The organism is Dactylosporangium sp. NPDC005572 (genome assembly GCF_040605515.1).
Classification (GTDB): Bacteria; Actinomycetota; Actinomycetes; order Mycobacteriales; family Micromonosporaceae; genus Dactylosporangium.
Window position 1 is genome coordinate 131,264 of the sequence record NZ_JBEXCY010000002.1, and the last position, 16,256, is coordinate 147,519.

15 protein-coding genes are annotated in these 16,256 nt (G+C 74.2%); 5 read left to right on the forward strand and 10 right to left on the reverse strand.

Translation table 11 applies throughout. From position 1 onward, the window contains the following. Window positions 1-264: 264 nt before the first annotated feature. Window positions 265-1,668 (reverse strand): serine/threonine-protein kinase, encoded by a 1,404-nt coding sequence (locus ABZS66_RS01745; protein ID WP_354754134.1) that lies wholly within the window; start codon window positions 1,666-1,668, stop codon window positions 265-267. 198 nt (window positions 1,669-1,866) lie between these two features. Then, on the reverse strand, window positions 1,867-2,325 hold the full coding sequence (locus ABZS66_RS01750) for a MarR family transcriptional regulator (protein WP_354754136.1): 459 nt from the start codon (window positions 2,323-2,325) through the stop codon (window positions 1,867-1,869). A 282-nt stretch (window positions 2,326-2,607) separates the two neighbouring features. Between ABZS66_RS01750 and ABZS66_RS01755 the strand changes: the two genes are divergently transcribed. The 3 genes from ABZS66_RS01755 (at window position 2,608) to ABZS66_RS01765 (ending at window position 4,698) form a co-directional block, all read left to right on the forward strand. Beyond that, entirely contained in the window at window positions 2,608-3,549 is a 942-nt protein-coding gene (locus ABZS66_RS01755; RefSeq protein ID WP_354754320.1) for a kelch repeat-containing protein, read from the forward strand. Between the two features lie 29 nt (window positions 3,550-3,578). After that, complete coding sequence (locus tag ABZS66_RS01760; protein ID WP_354754138.1) at window positions 3,579-4,331, forward strand: DUF72 domain-containing protein; 753 nt, start codon at window positions 3,579-3,581, stop codon at window positions 4,329-4,331. A 232-nt stretch (window positions 4,332-4,563) separates the two neighbouring features. Continuing rightward, window positions 4,564-4,698, forward strand: coding sequence for a hypothetical protein (locus ABZS66_RS01765; protein WP_354754140.1), 135 nt, complete (start codon window positions 4,564-4,566; stop codon window positions 4,696-4,698). A gap of 169 nt (window positions 4,699-4,867) precedes the next feature. On the opposite strand, the gene ABZS66_RS01770 is transcribed toward ABZS66_RS01765, so the two are convergent. Continuing rightward, window positions 4,868-4,993: a hypothetical protein gene (locus tag ABZS66_RS01770; RefSeq protein ID WP_354754142.1), complete on the reverse strand. Its 126-nt coding sequence runs from the start codon at window positions 4,991-4,993 to the stop codon at window positions 4,868-4,870. Between the two features lie 62 nt (window positions 4,994-5,055). Between ABZS66_RS01770 and ABZS66_RS01775 the strand changes: the two genes are divergently transcribed. Both ABZS66_RS01775 and ABZS66_RS01780 read left to right on the forward strand, forming a co-directional pair. Continuing rightward, on the forward strand, window positions 5,056-7,821 hold the full coding sequence (locus ABZS66_RS01775; RefSeq protein ID WP_354754144.1) for an AAA family ATPase: 2,766 nt from the start codon (window positions 5,056-5,058) through the stop codon (window positions 7,819-7,821). A 38-nt stretch (window positions 7,822-7,859) separates the two neighbouring features. Then, window positions 7,860-9,272, forward strand: coding sequence for an endonuclease/exonuclease/phosphatase family protein (locus ABZS66_RS01780; protein ID WP_354754146.1), 1,413 nt, complete (start codon window positions 7,860-7,862; stop codon window positions 9,270-9,272). 66 nt (window positions 9,273-9,338) lie between these two features. Here ABZS66_RS01780 and ABZS66_RS01785 read toward each other — a convergent pair whose 3' ends face one another. Genes ABZS66_RS01785 through ABZS66_RS01815 form a run of 7 tightly spaced genes read right to left on the reverse strand, consistent with a single transcriptional unit; the run spans window position 9,339 to window position 16,220 of the window. Continuing rightward, entirely contained in the window at window positions 9,339-10,721 is a 1,383-nt protein-coding gene (locus ABZS66_RS01785; protein ID WP_354754148.1) for a nucleotide pyrophosphatase/phosphodiesterase family protein, read from the reverse strand. After that, entirely contained in the window at window positions 10,718-11,872 is a 1,155-nt protein-coding gene (gene eboE, locus ABZS66_RS01790) for a metabolite traffic protein EboE (protein ID WP_354754150.1), read from the reverse strand. The genes ABZS66_RS01785 and eboE overlap by 4 nt, the downstream gene beginning before the upstream one ends. Further along, window positions 11,872-12,723, reverse strand: coding sequence for a TatD family hydrolase (locus ABZS66_RS01795; protein ID WP_354754151.1), 852 nt, complete (start codon window positions 12,721-12,723; stop codon window positions 11,872-11,874). Before ABZS66_RS01795 ends, eboE begins: the two co-directional genes overlap by 1 nt. Next, window positions 12,723-13,343 carry an EboA domain-containing protein gene (locus ABZS66_RS01800; RefSeq protein ID WP_354754153.1) on the reverse strand — a complete coding sequence of 207 codons (621 nt, stop codon included), beginning with the start codon at window positions 13,341-13,343 and terminating at the stop codon, window positions 12,723-12,725. The genes ABZS66_RS01795 and ABZS66_RS01800 overlap by 1 nt, the downstream gene beginning before the upstream one ends. Beyond that, on the reverse strand, window positions 13,340-14,203 hold the full coding sequence (locus ABZS66_RS01805; RefSeq protein ID WP_354754155.1) for a sugar phosphate isomerase/epimerase family protein: 864 nt from the start codon (window positions 14,201-14,203) through the stop codon (window positions 13,340-13,342). The genes ABZS66_RS01800 and ABZS66_RS01805 overlap by 4 nt, the downstream gene beginning before the upstream one ends. Next, the gene (locus ABZS66_RS01810) at window positions 14,200-15,090 is read right to left on the reverse strand and encodes an SCO3242 family prenyltransferase (protein ID WP_354754157.1); all 891 of its coding nucleotides are present in this window, start codon (window positions 15,088-15,090) and stop codon (window positions 14,200-14,202) included. The genes ABZS66_RS01805 and ABZS66_RS01810 overlap by 4 nt, the downstream gene beginning before the upstream one ends. Further along, window positions 15,087-16,220, reverse strand: a complete 1,134-nt coding sequence (locus ABZS66_RS01815; protein ID WP_354754158.1) for an inositol-3-phosphate synthase — start codon at window positions 16,218-16,220, stop codon at window positions 15,087-15,089. The genes ABZS66_RS01810 and ABZS66_RS01815 overlap by 4 nt, the downstream gene beginning before the upstream one ends. Window positions 16,221-16,256: the final 36 nt, after the last annotated feature.

Consider the following 16,256-nt stretch of genomic DNA (forward strand, 5'->3'; position numbering starts at 1 on the left):
TGAGCAGTTGCGGAAGGTCGGCCGGGCGGGGTTGGGGTCCTGGCCTGTCTCACGGCTGGGCAGCGGTGGGCGCAGATTCCTCGCCACGGCCGGGCTCGGCGCAGCGCCGCCCGGCCATGGCGTTCACGCCACCCCCGGGCTCAGCGCAGCTGCGCCCTGCCGGCCCGCCATGGCGCACCGGCGTCCGCCATCCTGAAGCGACGGCCGCGGTCGAGACGTGGACCGCCACCCCGGAAAGCCCGGGTGCGGGCGGCTTCGGGAAGGCTAGGGCTGGACGATCGGGAGGACCTCGCCGACCGCCGGGGGCTCCGTCGACGTCGGCGGGTCCGTGGGCGGGTCGGTCGTGGGCGGCGGCTCCGTCGTCGTCGGCGGGTCCGTGGGCGACTCGGTCGTGGGCAGCGGGCTCGCCGAGATCGTCACCGTCGCCCGGATGCTGGTCGCCGAGGCCGTCGGCGCCGGCGGCGGCGTGCCCGTCGGGTTGCCGATCAGGGTCGAGGACGCCTGTGGGTTGGGCCGCTGGCCGGGCAGGCCGGTGGTCGCCTGCGGGTTGGGCTGCGGGGTGAGGTTGTTCGTCACCTGGTCGCCCGTGGTCGAGCCGCGGTGCGTCCCCGGGTCGCCCCCGCCGCCCATCAGCTCGCTGGTCGTCTCGGCCGCCGCGAAGACCAGCACGAGCGCCATCGGCACCGCGATCGCCATCGACGTGACCCGCCGGCGCGACATCTGCGAGCCGCGCATCCAGCGGCGCGTCTGGGCCGGCACCGCGGCCGCGTCGAGGTCGTCGATCGCCAGGCCCAGCAGCAGCTGGCGGGCGTCCGGGCGCTCGGCCGGGTCGCGGGTCAGCGCCGCGGCGACCAGGTCGCGGACCGGGTCGGGGATGCCGCTCAGGTCGGGGTCGCCCTCGAGGATCTTCCAGGCCCGGGCGGCCGCCTCCTCGCCGCCGAACGGGTGCCGGCCGGTGGCCGCGAACGCCACCAGGCAGCCCCAGCCGAAGATGTCCATCGCCGCCGTCGGCTCCTCGGCGCGCAGCTGCTCGGGGGAGGCCCAGCCGAGGCTGCCGACGATGTTGCCGGTGCCGGTGATGTCGCTGACCGCGTCGAGGGCGCGGGCGATGCCGAAGTCGATGATCCGGACGCCACCGAGCGTGACCATGAGGTTGCTCGGCTTGAGGTCGCGGTGGACCAGCCCGACGTTGTGGATGGCGGCGAGGGCGGCCGCGACCCCGAGCGCGACGCTGTGCAGCATCGCCGGGTCGAGCGGGCCGTCGTCGGAGACCAGCCGGGACAGCGGGATGCCCTCGAGATACTCCGTGACGAGGTAGGGACGCTCCTCGTGCATGCCGGAGTCGAGCACCCGCGCGGTGCAGAAGCCGGGCACCCGCTGGGCGGCCCGGACCTCGCCGGCGAACCGGGTGCGGAACCGCGGGTCGCGGGCCAGGTGCGCGTGGACGAGCTTCAGGGCGACCCGGGAACCGTCGGACGTCTGGGCCAGGTAGACGGTGCCCATCCCGCCGACGCCGAGCTGCCCGAGGAGCCGGTAGTCGTCGATGCGGACCGGGTCGTTGTGCGTCAGGTCACCGACGGTGGCCCGGCGCGAGGGAGCGGCGGAGCGCAGCGGCAGGTCCGGCGTGCCGGACTCACCGGCGCCGTCGTCGAGGCCTGCCTCGGTCATCGGGTCCCTTCCCCAAATCTCACCTGCAGTCTGGTCCTTTCCCCGGGAGATGGAAAGACCACACTGGATGCTCCGGGCAGTCGCCCGGTGAGCAAACAGTAGACCAACTCAGCACCCATCGTCCGCCCCGGAGGGCGCCATTGGCGGTAACGACGCACGGGGTGTCGAGATGACGCCGATCCACCCGATTAGTGCAGGTCAGCGCGCTCGCTCCAGGTGATCGATCAGTCCACGCAGCGCAGTGGTGACGACGGCGAGTTGTGCCGGTTCGAGGTACGACAGTGCGAATGCCTCGGCCGTCTGCGACTCGGGCAGCAGTTCGCGCACCAGCCGCTGGCCCTTGCGGGTGAGTTGGAGCACGACGAGGCGCCCGTCGCCGGGGTGGGCGTCGCGGCGCACCAGGCCGCGCCCGGAGAGCGTGTCGACCACGCCGGTCAGCGTCGCCTTGGAGATGCCGGCCTGCTCGGCCACGTGCCGGGTCTCCATCCTGCGGTTGGCCCAGACGGTGCGCAGCACGACGAACCCGGTCCAGGTGAGCTGCCGCGGCCGCAGGACGACCTGCTCCACGTGTTGCCGGACCGCGTTCGCCGCCCGGTGCAGGTGCAGGACGGTCTCGGTCGGGTTCTGCGGCTCGGGCGTCTCGCGCTGTGCTGTCATGGTCACCACGCGCGACGCAGACGCGCACGCTTCGACCCGACACCATTCCGGCCCATATGGGCGGCCCCCCTCCGGTCCCCACATTGAACACACAGAATATCGGCAACATGCCGGATGTGTTGTCCCGTCATCACACTGAGCGATTCCCCGTATGCGCTCCGTAGCCCGTTTTCAGCGGATATACCGGTTTTGCCGCCCCCTTCTGCCGGTTATCCGATGAATTGAACTTTCTCGACCCCACCTGGGAGACTGACGGACATGCGTACCGGGCCGGTCGTAGCGATGCTCCTGCTCGGGCTGTCGGGCTGCTCCCATGAACCAGAGCCGTCCCCGGCCCCGTCTGATACGCCCTGGCAGCGACTTCCCGACGCCCCGTCCGCGCGCACGGAGGTGGCGGCCGCGGTGAGCGGCACGCGCATCGTCGTCGCGGGCGGCTACCGGGCCGACGGCGGCACGGTGAGCACCGTCGAGATCTTCGACACAGCCACCGGCCGCTGGTCCGTCGGCCCGCCCCTGCCGCTCGCCGTCAACCACGCCATGGCGGCCGCGGTCGACGGCACGATCTACGTCTTCGGCGGATACCTCGGCGACGGCACCCCGAGCGCCGCCGCCTTCCGCCTCGGTCCCACGGACCAGCAGTGGGGCTCCGTCGCCGACCTCCCCGAGGGCCGCGCGGCCGGCGCCGCCGCGGCGATCGGCGGGACGGTCCACGTCGCCGCCGGCATCGGCCCCGGCAAGGACACGCTCGCCACCACGATGCTCGTCTACGACACCGCCGCCGGCCGCTGGCGCACCGCCCCGGGCCCGCCGACCCCGCGCGAGCACCTCGGCGGCGCGGCCACGGGCGGCAAGGTCTACACGGTCGCCGGCCGCACGGCGAAGGCCGGCAACCTGGCCGTCGTCGAGGCGTACGACCCGGCCACCGGCGCCTGGACCCGCCTGCCCGACCTGCCCACCGCGCGCGGCGGCCTGGCCGCGACCGCCACCTGCCGCGGCTGGGTGGTGGCCGCCGGCGGCGAGGGTCAGCACACGTTCAACCAGGTCGAGGCGTACGACCCGGCGGCCGGCGCCTGGCACGCCCTGCCGCCGATGCCCAACCCGAAGCACGGCCTGGGCCTGGTGACGGTCGGCCCGCTGCTCTACACGCTCCCCGGCGGCCCCGAGCCCGGCCTGCACGTCGCCGCCACGACCGAGGCCCTCGACACCGGCCCCTGCGGCGGTTAGCGGCCGGCGGGCGGGGAAACCGGGACGGTGTGATCCGGGTCGGCACCTCCGGCTGGCAGTACCGCGACTGGCGCGGTCCGTTCTACCCGCGCGACCTGCCGCAGCGCCTCTGGCTGGAGCACTACGCCACCGCGTTCGACACCGTCGAGGTCAACAACGCCTTCTACCGCCTGCCTGAGCGCTCGACGTTCGAGGCCTGGCGCGACCGCACCCCGGACGACTTCACCGTCACCGTGAAGGCCAGCCGGTACCTCACCCACATCCGCCGCCTGCGCGAGCCCGAGGAGCCGGTCCACCGCCTGCTCGACCGCGCCGCCGGCCTGGGCCCGAAGCTCGGCCCGGTCCTGCTGCAGCTGCCGCCGAACCTGAAGGCCGACCCGGCCGCCCTGGACGCGACCCTCGCCGCGTTCCCGCGCGAGGTCCGGGTGGCCGTCGAGCCGCGGCACGCGTCGTGGTGGACCGACGAGGTGCGGGCCGTGCTGAGCGGCCGGGGCGCGGCGCTGTGCTGGGCCGACCGCCTCGGCCGGCCGCAGACGCCGCTCTGGCGGACCGCGGACTGGGGGTACCTCCGCTTCCACGAGGGACGCGCGGACCCATGGCCCCGCTACGGCCGGAGCGCGCTCGACACCTGGGCGGGCCGGATGGCCGGCGGCCGGGACGGCTACGTCTACTTCAACAACGACCCGGGATGCGCCGCCGTGGCCGACGCCGCCGCCTTCGCCCGGCTGGCGCAGCGCCGGGGGCTGGACGCCGGCCGCGCTCCGCGTACAGTCGGCAAATGATCGGCAAACTGTGCTGGGTGGTCGTCATCGTCGCCATCCTCGCGCTGCTCGTCTGGCAGCGCCGCCGCCTGATGGACCGCCCCCGCGACGATGACTAGGTGGCACCGGGATACGTAGACGCCCCGGCTCCCCGACTACGTATGTCCCACCCCCGCGAATACGTAAGCGCTACCGATGGAACACGGGCCTTACGGCGGGAGGATGGTGGCACAAGGTTGAGAGGAGCAGGGCCATGAACCCGAACCACCCGGTGATCCTGAACGAGCTCGTCCGTCAGCGGCAGCAGCACATGCTCGACGAGGCGAGGCACTGGACAAGCCGCGTGCGGCTGCGCCGCCGAAACGAGCGGACCGGGATCGCCGCCTGAGACGTCCGAAACCGCAGTTCCACGGGGGAAGACAGCCCCGGTGCACCCCTCCGCACCGGGGCTGTTTCGTGCCCGGAATCGGGACTACGGATGACTAGGACGAGGTGAGGGCGAACATACGTAATGGATGCGGATGTGCAGAACCCCTTACTTCGCGACGATGGATACATCAACGACGACCAAGGAGTTCGACATGATGCACCCCGCCTTCCTGTACAGCCAGCTTCAGCACCGCCAGCAGGGCCTGCTCGGCCTCGGCGACGGCGTCCGCCGGGACGCGCTTCCACGCCGCCACTGGTGGCACAGGTCGCGACCGTCACAACCGGACCGGCGCCCACCCGCCGGTAGGCTGGTGGCGTGCGGGCCAGCCGTAGCGGAGTGAGCCAGGTGATGGTCGGCCGCGACGACGAGCTGCGCAGATTGCGCCGGCTCGTCGACGCGGCCGACCCGTCCGTCGCCATGCTCGGCGGCGAGCCGGGCATCGGCAAGAGCCGCCTCGTGCAGGAGCTGATCGCCGGCCTGCCCGACACGGTGCCGGTGCTCGACGGTCAGGCCGATCCCGGCACCCTCAGCCGCCCGTTCGAGGTGCTGCTCGGTGCGATCGACAGCTGCAACCGCTCCGGCGCCCTCGACCCCGAGCTGCTGCGGGTCGTGACCGACGCGTCCCGCTCGATGATCGACCGGATCCAGGCCGGCCTGGAGATCGTCCGGCTGCTCACCACGCCCGGCCCGTCGATCGTCGTCTTCGAGGACCTGCACTGGGCCGACTCGGAGAGCGTCGCCCTGTTCGAGCGCATCGCCGAGCTCAACGGCGGCCGCCTGCTCATCGGCACCTACCGGCCCGACGAGATCACCCGCCGGCACCCGCTCGCCGACCTGCTGACCCGGCTCGAGCGGCGCTACACGGTCAACAACGTCCGGCTGGAGCGGCTCACGCTCGCCGACACCTCCACGTTCCTCAAGGCCGCCACCGGGCGGCCCCCGACGTACCGCACCGCCCTCTCGCTGCACAACCGCACCGGCGGCAACCCGTTCTTCCTCGAGGAGCTGCTCAAGGCCAACGGCGACGCCGACCTCGACACGCTCTGCGACCGCCCCCTGCCGTGGAACGTGGCCGAGGCGCTGCGCCGCCAGCTCGACGACCTCGACGCGGGGGAGCAGCGCATCGTCGAGGCCGCCGCCGTGCTCGGCCGCAAGGTCCCGTTCGACCTGCTCGCCGCGGTCACCGGCCACGACGAGAACGAGCTCATCGACGCCCTGCGCGACCTGGTCCGCCGCGGCCTCATGGTGGAGACCGGTGAGGACGAGTTCAGCTTCCGCCACGCCCTGACCCGCGAGGCGCTCGTCGACGAGATGCTCGGCCGGCAGCGCCGCCGCCTGCACGAGCTGGCCCTGGAGACGCTGCTGTCGACCGGCAGCCGCGACTACGCGCTCGTCGCCCACCACGCCAAGGGCGCCGGCCGCTATCTCGACATGGTCGAGGCGGCCCGCCGCGGGCTGCACGTCTACATGGGGATGGGCTCGCCCTACCAGGCGCTCCAGCTCGCCGAGATGGGCCTCGACGAGCTGCCCGACGACGTCGAGCTGCTCGCCTGCGGCGCCCGCGCGGCCTGGCTGGCCGGCCTGCTCGACGACGCCCAGGAGCTCGGCCGCCGCTGGCTCGCCGGGGCCGCCACCCGCGAGGAGCGCGCCGACGCGCTGCGGCTGCTGGTCCGGCTCGGCTGGGAGGTCGGCAGCAGCGGCACCATGCAGGAGCGGGCCGCCGAGCTGCGGGCCGAGATCGAGCCACTCGGCAACGTCCCCGCCAAGGCGTATGCGTATGCCGCCATCGCCCAGTCGTACATGCTCACCGACGACACCGAGCGGGCCGTGGCCTGGGCCGACAAGGCCATCGCCCTCGGCGAGCAGCTCGACCTGCCGGGCGTCTGGCTGGCCGGCAAGGTCGAGAAGGGCTCGGCGCTGGTCAACTTCGCGGCCGGCGTCGACGAGGGCGTCAAGGTGCTCAACGAGGCGGCCCAGCAGGCCGAGCAGGCCGGCGAGTGGCTGCTCGCGGCGCGCGCGATGAACAACCTGTACAACCTGCTGCCCGGCGGCCCGGCCGACTGGGCGGCGGCGCTGGAGCGGATGCGCTCCTTCGCCGAGAAGGCCGGCTTCGAGTCGCTCGCGGTCGCCTCCTACTTCCAGGGCCGCGCCCGCCTCGCGGTCCAGCAGGGCAACCTCGCGGCCGCCCTCGCGGAGCTGGAGTCCGCCCGGCGCCGCGACCGGGGCCTGCTGCGCACCCGCAACGGCAGCGACTACCACGGCGTCTTCTTCACCGGCCTGCTGCTGGAGTCCGGCGACCTGGACAAGGCCGAGACGGTGCTGCGGGGCCTCATCGAGCAGTCCAGCGACGCCTACACGATGCTCACCCAGACCTCGGTGCCCGGCCTCCAGTTCCACCTGGCCTGCCGGCAGGGCCGGGTCGAGCAGGCCCGCGAGCACCTGCGCACGGTCCTGGCGGCGGTCGGGCTCACCGGCGTCACCGGCCGCGACTTCGCGCACGACCTCATCTCCGCCGGCCTGGCCGCCGGCCTGCACGTCGACGAGCTGCGCCCGGTCGCCGCGGCGATCGACGACCCGCTCTTCGACGACGTCTGGCGCTGGCTCGCCGACGCGCAGATCGCCGAGGCCGCCGGCGACCTCGAAACAGCGCTGCGCCTGTACCGCCGGGCGACCGCCGAGCCCACCCTGCTCCTGCCCAACCAGCGCGGCACCGGCCACCTCGGCGCCGCCCGCTGCCTGCTCGCCGCCGGCGACCTCGACGCGGCCCGCGAGCAGGTCCGCGCGGCCGAGCCGCTGCTGGCCCAGTGGTCCGGCTGGCGGGTCGCCGACCTGACCGCCCTGCGGGGCCGCCTCGGCCTCGCCGCCCCGGCCGCCGCCGGCGCCGGCGACGGGGCGCTGACCCCGCGCGAGCGGGAGGTCGCCATGCTGCTCGCCGAGGGCCTCACCAACGCCGAGCTGGCCCGCCGCCTGTACATCTCCCCCCGCACCGCCGCCGTGCACGTCTCGAACATCCTGAGCAAGCTCGGCCTCGAGTCCCGCACGCAGATCGCCGCCTGGGTCAAGGCGCGCGTTCAGTCCTGAGTCGCCGGCCGTACAGCCGCCGTCCCTACGGTGAGCCGGTGCGCAAGCTCTGGGCCCTGGTGACCGTCGCGCTGCTGCTGCTCCCGGCCGCCCCCGCGGCGGCGTCCGCGACGACCCGCCTGCGGGTCATGACGCTCAACATCTTCTACGGCGGCGACGACCTCGACCTGTCCACCGGCGACTTCTGCGCCGAGCCCGACGGCTGCCCCGGCACGCTGCGCGAGCTGGAGCGGCTCATCCGCGACGCCCGGGCCGACGTCGTCGGCGTGCAGGAGCCCGAGCGCAACGTCGAGCGGATCGCCGCCGACCTCGGCTGGTACGGCAGCAACCGCGCCCACGTCATGTCCCGCTTCCCGCTGATCGACCCGCCCGGCAGCAACGGCCTGTACGTCTTCGTGCAGGTCGCGCCGGGCCGCGTGGTCGCCGTCGCCAACGCCCACCTTCCTTCGGACCCGTACGGCCCGTACCTGGTCCGCGACGGCGGCACCCGGGCCGAGGTGCTCGACCTGGAGCAGCAGGTGCGCGTGCCGGCCGTGCGGGACCTGGTGCGGGTGCTGCCGGCGCTGGCCCGCCAGGGCATCCCGGTGCTGCTCACCGGCGACTTCAACAGCCCGTCGCACCTGGACTGGACGCCGGCGGTGGCGAAGGTCCGGCCGGAGGTCCGCTACCCGGTGCGGTGGCCGGCGAGCGCCGCGCTGGCCGGCGCCGGGCTGGTCGACACGTTCCGCGAGGCCCACCCCGACCCGGTCCGCGACCCCGGCTTCACCTGGACGCCCGGCAGCCCGGAGAGCGACCCGCACGAGGTGCACGACCGCATCGACTGGGTGCTGCGGGCCGGGCCGTCGCGCACGATCGCCAGCGAGGTGGTGGCGGCCGGCCGGTCCCCCTACCCGACCGACCATCGCGGCGTGGTCTCGACCGTCGAGGTCGATGCTGCGGTACCGCAGGTGCTCGTGGCACCGCAGACCCGGCGCGTCACGATCGGGCAGTCCCTGCCGGTCACGTACCACGGCTCCGGCCGCGTCACCCTGCGCGACGACCGGGGCCGCCTGGTCGCCGCCGAGGCCACCCGCCGCCCCGACGGGACGGTGACGTTCCCGACCCGCGGCCTGCACCGGGGCCGCTACACGGTCGCCCTGGGCGCGTCGCGGGCCGACGTCTGGCTGTACCCGCCGGGCGAGGGCACGACCCTGCGGGTGGACCCGCGCCCCGGCGCCGTGCGGGTGAGCTTCACGGGAGCACCGGGCATGGGCCTCGACTGGATCTCGCTGTACGCCTGCGGCTCCGGCAACGACGAGTACCTCGCCTACGCCTACACCGGCTCGGCCATCGAGGGGACGGTCGCGATCGGCACCGGCCCGCTCGACCCCGGCTGCTACGTGGCCCGCCTGCTGCCCGACGACGGGTACCGCTCGGTCGCCGAGTCGGCCGAGTTCCGCATCCTGCCGTAGCGCCGGGCGGGCGAGCCCGCCCGCGGTGGACGGCGTCGTGGTCGACGCCGTCCCGTGGGCGCGGTCTCAGTCCGCCAGGCCGGCCAGGCGGAGCAGGAGGGCCTTGACCTCGGTGGCCTTCACCGAAGCCGAGTCCAGCGAGAGAGCCGGGTCGTCGCAGAGCCAGACCGGGCCGTCGTCCACCGTGGACGGCAGCAGGCCGTGCGAGCCGCGGACCGCCCTGGCGCCCGCGTCCAGGCCCACCACGCTCATCAGGTACCGCATCCCCAGCTTCTTGCGGGCCAGCGCCACTCCGGCCCGGGCCTTCGCGGCACCCGGGTTGGCCGGGTCGAAGAGCAGCTCGGCCGGGTCGTAGCCGGGCTTGCGGTGGATCTCGACCAGCTGGGCGAAGTCGGGGCGGCGGGCGTCGTCGAGCCAGTAGTAGTACGTGAACCAGGCGTCCGGCTCGGCCAGCAGGACCAGTTCGCCCGAGCGCTCGTGGTCCAGGCCGTACCGCGCCTTCCCGGCTTCGTCGAGGACCTCGCCGACGCCGGCCAGGCCCGCGCACAGCTTCTGGACGGCCGGGACGTCGGCCGGGTCGCGGACGTAGACGTGGGCGATCTGGTGGTCGGCGACCGCGAACGCCCGGGACGTCCACGGGTCGAGGTACTCCATCCCGTCCTGCGTGTAGACGTTGAGCAGGCCCTCCGAGCGCAGCAGCCGGTTGACGTCGACCGGGCGGCGGGCGTCGGTGATCCCGTACTCGGACAGGGCCACGGTCGTCGCGCCCCGGGCCCGGGCGGCGTCCAGCAGCGGCGCGATGACCTCGTCGAGCGCGGCGGCGGCGTCGGCGGCCGCGCGGGACGACGGGCCGAAGCGCTGCAGGTCGTAGTCGAGGTGGGGGAGGTACACCAGGGTCAGGTCGGGGTTCTTTTCGGTCATGATCTGCTCGGCGGCGCGGGCGATCCAGGCCGACGACGGCAGGCCGGCGCCCGGGCCCCAGTACGTGAACAGCGGGAACTCGCCGAGCTTGGACGTCAGCTCGTCGTGCAGCGCCGGGGGATGGGTGTAGCAGTCGGGCTCCTTGCGGCCGTCCGAGTAGTAGATCGGCCGGGGCGTGACGGTCCAGTCGACGTCGGCGCCCATGGCGTACCACCAGCACACGTTGGCGACCGTGTAGCCGGGCGACAGGCGGCGGGCGGCGTGCCACAGCTTCTCGCCGCCGACGAGCGCGTTGTGCTGCCGCCACAGGAAGATCTCGCCGAGGTCGCGGAAGTACCAGCCGTTGCCGACGATCCCGTGCCCCGACGGCGGCTCGCCGGTCAGGAACGTCGACTGCACCGAGCAGGTCACGGCCGGCAGCACGGGCTCCAGCGGTACCGCTGAGCCCAGCGCGGCCAGGCGGGGCATGTAGGCCAGCAGGCGTGGGGTGAGCCCGACGACGTCGAGGACCAGCAGGGGCTTGCTCATCGCGACTCCAGCGTCTTGAGCCCGAGATCCTGCAGGACGTCCCGGGCGTAGGCGAGTTCGGCGGCCATCCCGGCCGCGAGGGCCTCCGGGCCGGTGGGGCGCTGGGCCGGCGGGAGCACGCCCCAGGTGTACGTCTCGACCTCCAGGTGGTCGCAGGCGGCGACCGGCCCGCCGACGAGCGCGCCGAGCCCCGCGCGCAGCACCCCGGTCGTCGCGGCCAGCGGCGGCTCCGGCTCCGCGTGCAGCGGCACGTGGTAGTGCACCCGCCACGGCCCGTCGGCGCCGCTCTCCAGGGCCTCGTCGAGGTCGTCGAACGAGTGCCGGCAGCCGGCCGAGCGGGTCTGGTGCATGAACTTCGGCTCGACGTACTGCGCGAGCGTCGCGGCGCCGGCCACCGGGTCGGCGACCTCCAGCGCCGCCGACACCTGGATCTTCACGATCGGCAGCCCGGCCCGGGCCAGCCGCTGCACCGCCGCGACCGGGTCCTCCCACGCGCACGCGAGGTGGGCCAGGTCGACGCAGACGCCGATCCACCGCGGGTCCACGGTGGACAGGTGCACGGTGGCCTGCAGCGTGTTCTCGATGACGCAGCCGGGCTCGGGCTCGAAGGCGACCCGCACCTCGCGACCGGTGAGCACCTCCAGCCCGGCCAGGCCGGAGGCCAGCGCGTCGAGGGCCCGGCACACCTTGCCGACGTGGGCGCTGTCCCACGGCTCGCGCCAGCCCAGCGGCAGCGTCGAGATCGAGCCCCGCGCGGCGTCGTCGGGCAGCAGGTCCACGAGGATCCTCGCCAGATCCAGCGTGTACCGCAGCCGCGCCGGCTCGGTCCAGTCGGGCCGGTAGACCTTGCGCTTCACGACCGGCGCGTGGAACGCCCGGAACGGGAACCCGTTGAGCGTCACCACCTCCAGCCCCCGGGCGTCGAGCTCGCGCCGCAGCCGCTTGCGCAGCGCCGCGTCGCCGGCCAGCTCCGTCGCGGCGTCGATGCCGAGCCACAGCCCCAGCCCCAGCACGTCGGTGCCGAGCCGGTCGCGCATCCGCGCCGCGTACGTGTCGAGCTGCGCGATGATCCCGGCGACGTCCTCGGCCGGGTGGACGTTGGTCCCGTAGGCCAGGTGCACCACCTGGCCGTCCGGGTGCCGCAGCCGCATCAGGACCCGCCGCGCAGGATCGAGTTGCCCTCGAACGTCGCCGCCGTGCCCTCGATGTCGGAGAGGTCGAGCCGCTTGGACTGCCCGTAGAACTCGACCGGGTTGCGCCACAGCACCCGGTCGACGTCGTCCGCGCTGAAGCCGGCCGCGAGCATCGCCTCGCCGGTCCGCAGCGTCAGCAGCGGATCCGAGCGCCCCCAGTCCGCCGCCGAGTTCACCAGCATCCGCTCCAGGCCGTGCTCCTGGAGGATGACGACCATGCGCTCGGCCGTCATCTTCGTGTCGGGGTAGATCGAGAAGCCCATCCAGCAGCCGCTGTCGGCGACCCGCGCGACCGTCACCTCGTTGAGGTGGTCGACCGCGACCCGGCCCGGGTCGATGCCCGACTCGCGGACCACGTCGAGGGTCCGGTCAGTGCCGCGGGCCTTGTCCCGGTGCGGGGTGTGGACCAGGGCGGGCAGGTCGTGGTCGATCGCGAGGGCCAGCTGGGCCGCGAAGACCTCGTCCTCCTCCGGCGTCATGGAGTCGTAGCCGATCTCGCCGACCGCGACGACCCCGTCCTTCTCCAGGTAGCGGGGCAGGACGGCGAGGACCTCGCGGCAGCGGGGGTCGTTGGCCTCCTTCGGGTTGAGCGCGATCGTGCAATGGTGGCGGATGCCGAACTGGCTCGCGCGGAACGGCTCCCAGCCGACCAGCGCGTCGAAGTAGTCGGTGAACGACCCCACGCTCGTCCTCGGCTGGCCCAGCCAGAACGCCGGCTCGACCAGGGCCCGCACCCCGGCGGCGGCCATCCGCTCGTAGTCGTCGGTGGTCCGTGACGTCATGTGGATGTGCGGGTCGAAGATGCGCATCACGAGACCCTTTCGGTCTTGCTCGCGGAGAGCCGGTGCAGCAGTTCGGTGGCGTCGCCGGCCATGGTGCGCCCGGCGGCGTGACGCTCCTCGGCGAGCCCGGCGAGCATCGTCGCCAGCTCCCCGTCGGCCCGTTCGTCGAGGTCGGCGACCCCGTCGAGGGGGAGGCCCATGAAGACCGCCTTGAGCACGCCCTGGCGCCAGGCGGCCACCGGCAGGTGCCGGGCCGCCGGGCCGAGCGCGGCGGCGACGAGGCGGGTGTCGTTGGTGCGCAGCGCGTCGAGCAGCAGCGCGCGCACCGCGTCCGCCGGGGCGTCCAGCCAGGGCAGGGCGCGCAGCACGGCGCGCTTCTCGGCGCCGTCACCGTAGCGGTACAGCGACTCGAGCTCGGCGACGACCGCCGCGGCGGGCAGGCGGGTCAGCAGCAGCGCGCGGGCGGCGTCGTCGACGGTCCAGTTCGGCAGCCGGTCCAGCGCCCAGCGGCCGCACTGGCGCCCGGCGGCGGGGAACAGGCGGGCGATCGACGCCGGCTGGCGGGAGACGGTCTCCAGGGCGGTGTCGAGCCAGACGGTGTCGGGCAGCTCCGCGGCGAGGATCTCGTAGAAGGGTGGCGGGTTCACAGGACCTCCTGAAATCGGTCCAGGGACCGCTGCTCGGCGGCGCGCAGGAACGCCAGCGAGTCGCGGGCCACGCTCGGCGCGGCGTGGCTGTGGCGGGGCAGCTCAACGGCGACGAGGCCGCCGTAGTCGGTCTCGTTGAGGGCGCGCAGCACCGGCGGGAAGTCGATCTCGCCGGTGCCGAACTCCAGGTGCTCGTGGACGCCGCGGACCATGTCGTCGATCTGGACGTTGACCAGTTGGCCGGCGACCCGGCGGACGCACTCGTCGACCGGCCACGGCTCCAGGCAGCGGCAGTGGCCGATGTCGAGGGTCAGCCCGAAGTGGACGGGCGCGCCGAGGTCGGCCCGCAGCCGCTCCCAGTCGGTGATGGACTCGACCAGCATGCCCGGCTCCGGCTCGAAGCCGAGCATCATCTCGGCGCCCTCGGCCGCGGCGAGCACCTCGGCGCAGCCGGCCACGAGCCGCCGCCAGGCGACCTCGACCGGCAGCTCCGGCGGGCGCACCCCGGCCCAGAAGCTGACCGCCTCCGCACCCAGGTCGGCGCCGATGCGCACCGCGCGGCGCAGGAAGTCGAGCCGCAGGGTGGGCTCGTCGTCGAGCAGCGTCGGTGCGTGCTTGCGCCACGGGTCGAGCAGGTACCGCGCGCCGGTCTCGATGACCACGCCCAGCCCGAGCTCCGCGAGCCGGCGGCCGAGGCTGCGCACGTGGCGGTACACCTGCGCGTCGAACGGGTCCAGGTGCTGGTGGTCGAGGGTGAGCGCGACCCCCTCGTACCCCAGCCCGGCGATCACGGTGAGCGCGTCGTCGAGCCGATGGTTGCTGAACCCGTTGGTCCCGTACCCGAACCTCAACCCGGTCATGTCGGTGACAGCCGCTTCGAGAGCTGCCGCGCGAGCGGGGCCGCGGCGGCGACGGCGATGCCGGTGAGCGGCGCGCCGGCCCGGGCGGTGAGCGCGCCCTGGAGGGTCGGCAGGTTGAGGATGCCGGCTCCGACCGAGGCCCGGATGTTCTCCGCGGTCGGCTTGTCCAGCGCGGTGACCTGTGGCTTCCCGTACCGGTGGGCGTACCAGGCGGCGAGCCCGGCCGGAATGTACCAGTGTTTCCGGCGTCCGACCGCGGCGCTCACGGCGACCACGGCCGTCCCCGCGAGCGTCGCCGCCGGCAGTTCCGGGGTGCCGCCGTGGACCTCGGCCCGGGAGAGCGCGGTGACCGTGTACGTGTGGGCGAACACCGTCGCCGCCGGCAGCCAGGCCTTGCGCAGCCGCCCGCCGGAGGCCCCCAGCAGCACGTCCAGGGCCCGGCAGGCGGCCATCGCGGCCGGTCCCGCCGGGGTGTTCTTCAGCCGGAGGTCATAGGCCCAGACGGTGCCCGCGAGCGGTACCGCGACGGCGAGCGCGCGCCGGCCCCCGGCGAGGCCGGCCACGGCGACCCCGGCCGCGGTGAGGCCGGCGGCGATCCCGAGGGCCGTCTCCGGCGTGATCCGGCCCGACGGGATCGGCCGCTCCGGCCGCTCGACGGCGTCGAGGTGCCGGTCGGCCCAGTCGTTGGCGGCCATGCCGGCCCAGTACAGCAGCACCGACGAGCCCGCGAGCCCGGCCGTGCGCGGGCCGAGCCGCCCCGCCGCCGCGGCGCCGGCGACGACGTCGCCCGGCACCGACAGCGCGGCCGGGGCCCGGACCAGCTCGGCCAGCTCCCGCCAGCCGGGCCTCCCGGGCCTCCCGGACCCCCCAGGCCTCCCGGGCCTCATCCGAGCGTCCCGGTGAACTCGGCCAGCGCCACGAACTGCGCGGCGAGCGAGTGGTCGACGTCGCCGAGCGGGTCCTTGAAGAAGAACGCCAGCTCGGTGAGCGGCCCGGACCGCCCGGCCCGGTGCGCGGCCGAGGCCAGCCGGGCGAGGTCGAGGACCAGCGGCGCGGCGAGCGCGGAGTCGCAGCCGTGCCAGGTGAACTCCATGCGCATCGGCGTGCCCAGGAAGCCGGCGAACGTGATGAGGTCCCACGCGGTCTTGAAGTCGCCGATGTCCGGCACGTACTCGATGCGGGTGTGCCCGTCCGGCTCGTAGCCGAGCGTCTCCTTGAGCACCCGCTGCTTGCTCGCCGACTTGGCCGCGTTGGCCGCCGGCTCGGCGAGCGTCGCCCCGTCGCCGCCGCCCAGCAGGTTGATGCCCGACCAGGAGCGCACCTGGAGGTGCCGCATCGCGAACATCGGCGCGAGCACCGCCTTGAGCAGCGTCTCGCCGGTCTTGCCGTCGTGGCCCGCGTACGGCACTGCTTGAGCTTCGGCAAGCTCGTGCAGTGCCGGCAGCCGCGCGCCCGTCGACGGCGTGAAGTCGACGAACGCGCACCCGGCGGTGAACGCCGCGTAGGCGGCGAGCGCGCTCGGCGGGAGCACGGCGCCGGGCTCGGCGAGCGCCTCCCGGAGGGCGTCGAGGCGCTCGTGCGCCGGGTGCGGCGCCGGGGCCGCCTCGGTGGAGGCGACGTTCACCACGACGACGCGCTCCAGGCCGTGCCGCTGCCGGAAGTCCGCGATGTCGGACGCCATCGCGGCCGCGGTCTCGGCCTGGGTCGCCCCGTGCGGGAGCGGCCTGATGTCGTCGTCCACCGCCGACAGCTCACTATGGAGCGTGTCGACCAGGCGGGCGGGGACGACCCCGGCCGCCGCGAGCGCCTCGGCCTTCTTCACCAGCCCGGTCGTGGCGATGTCGTGGCCACCGAACACCAGGTCGCCGTAGGCCGGCAGGCGGGCCGACCGCAGCGCGGGGTGTTCGGTGACGCATCCGATGGGCTCGGTGAGCCCCGCGCGCAGCGCCGCTGCGCCGACAATGCTGGTGACGGCAACCGAACCACGGGCACCGACCAGCCACACACCCGTATGCACACGGGCCTCCTCAGCGGTCTCCTCAGGGCATGATCC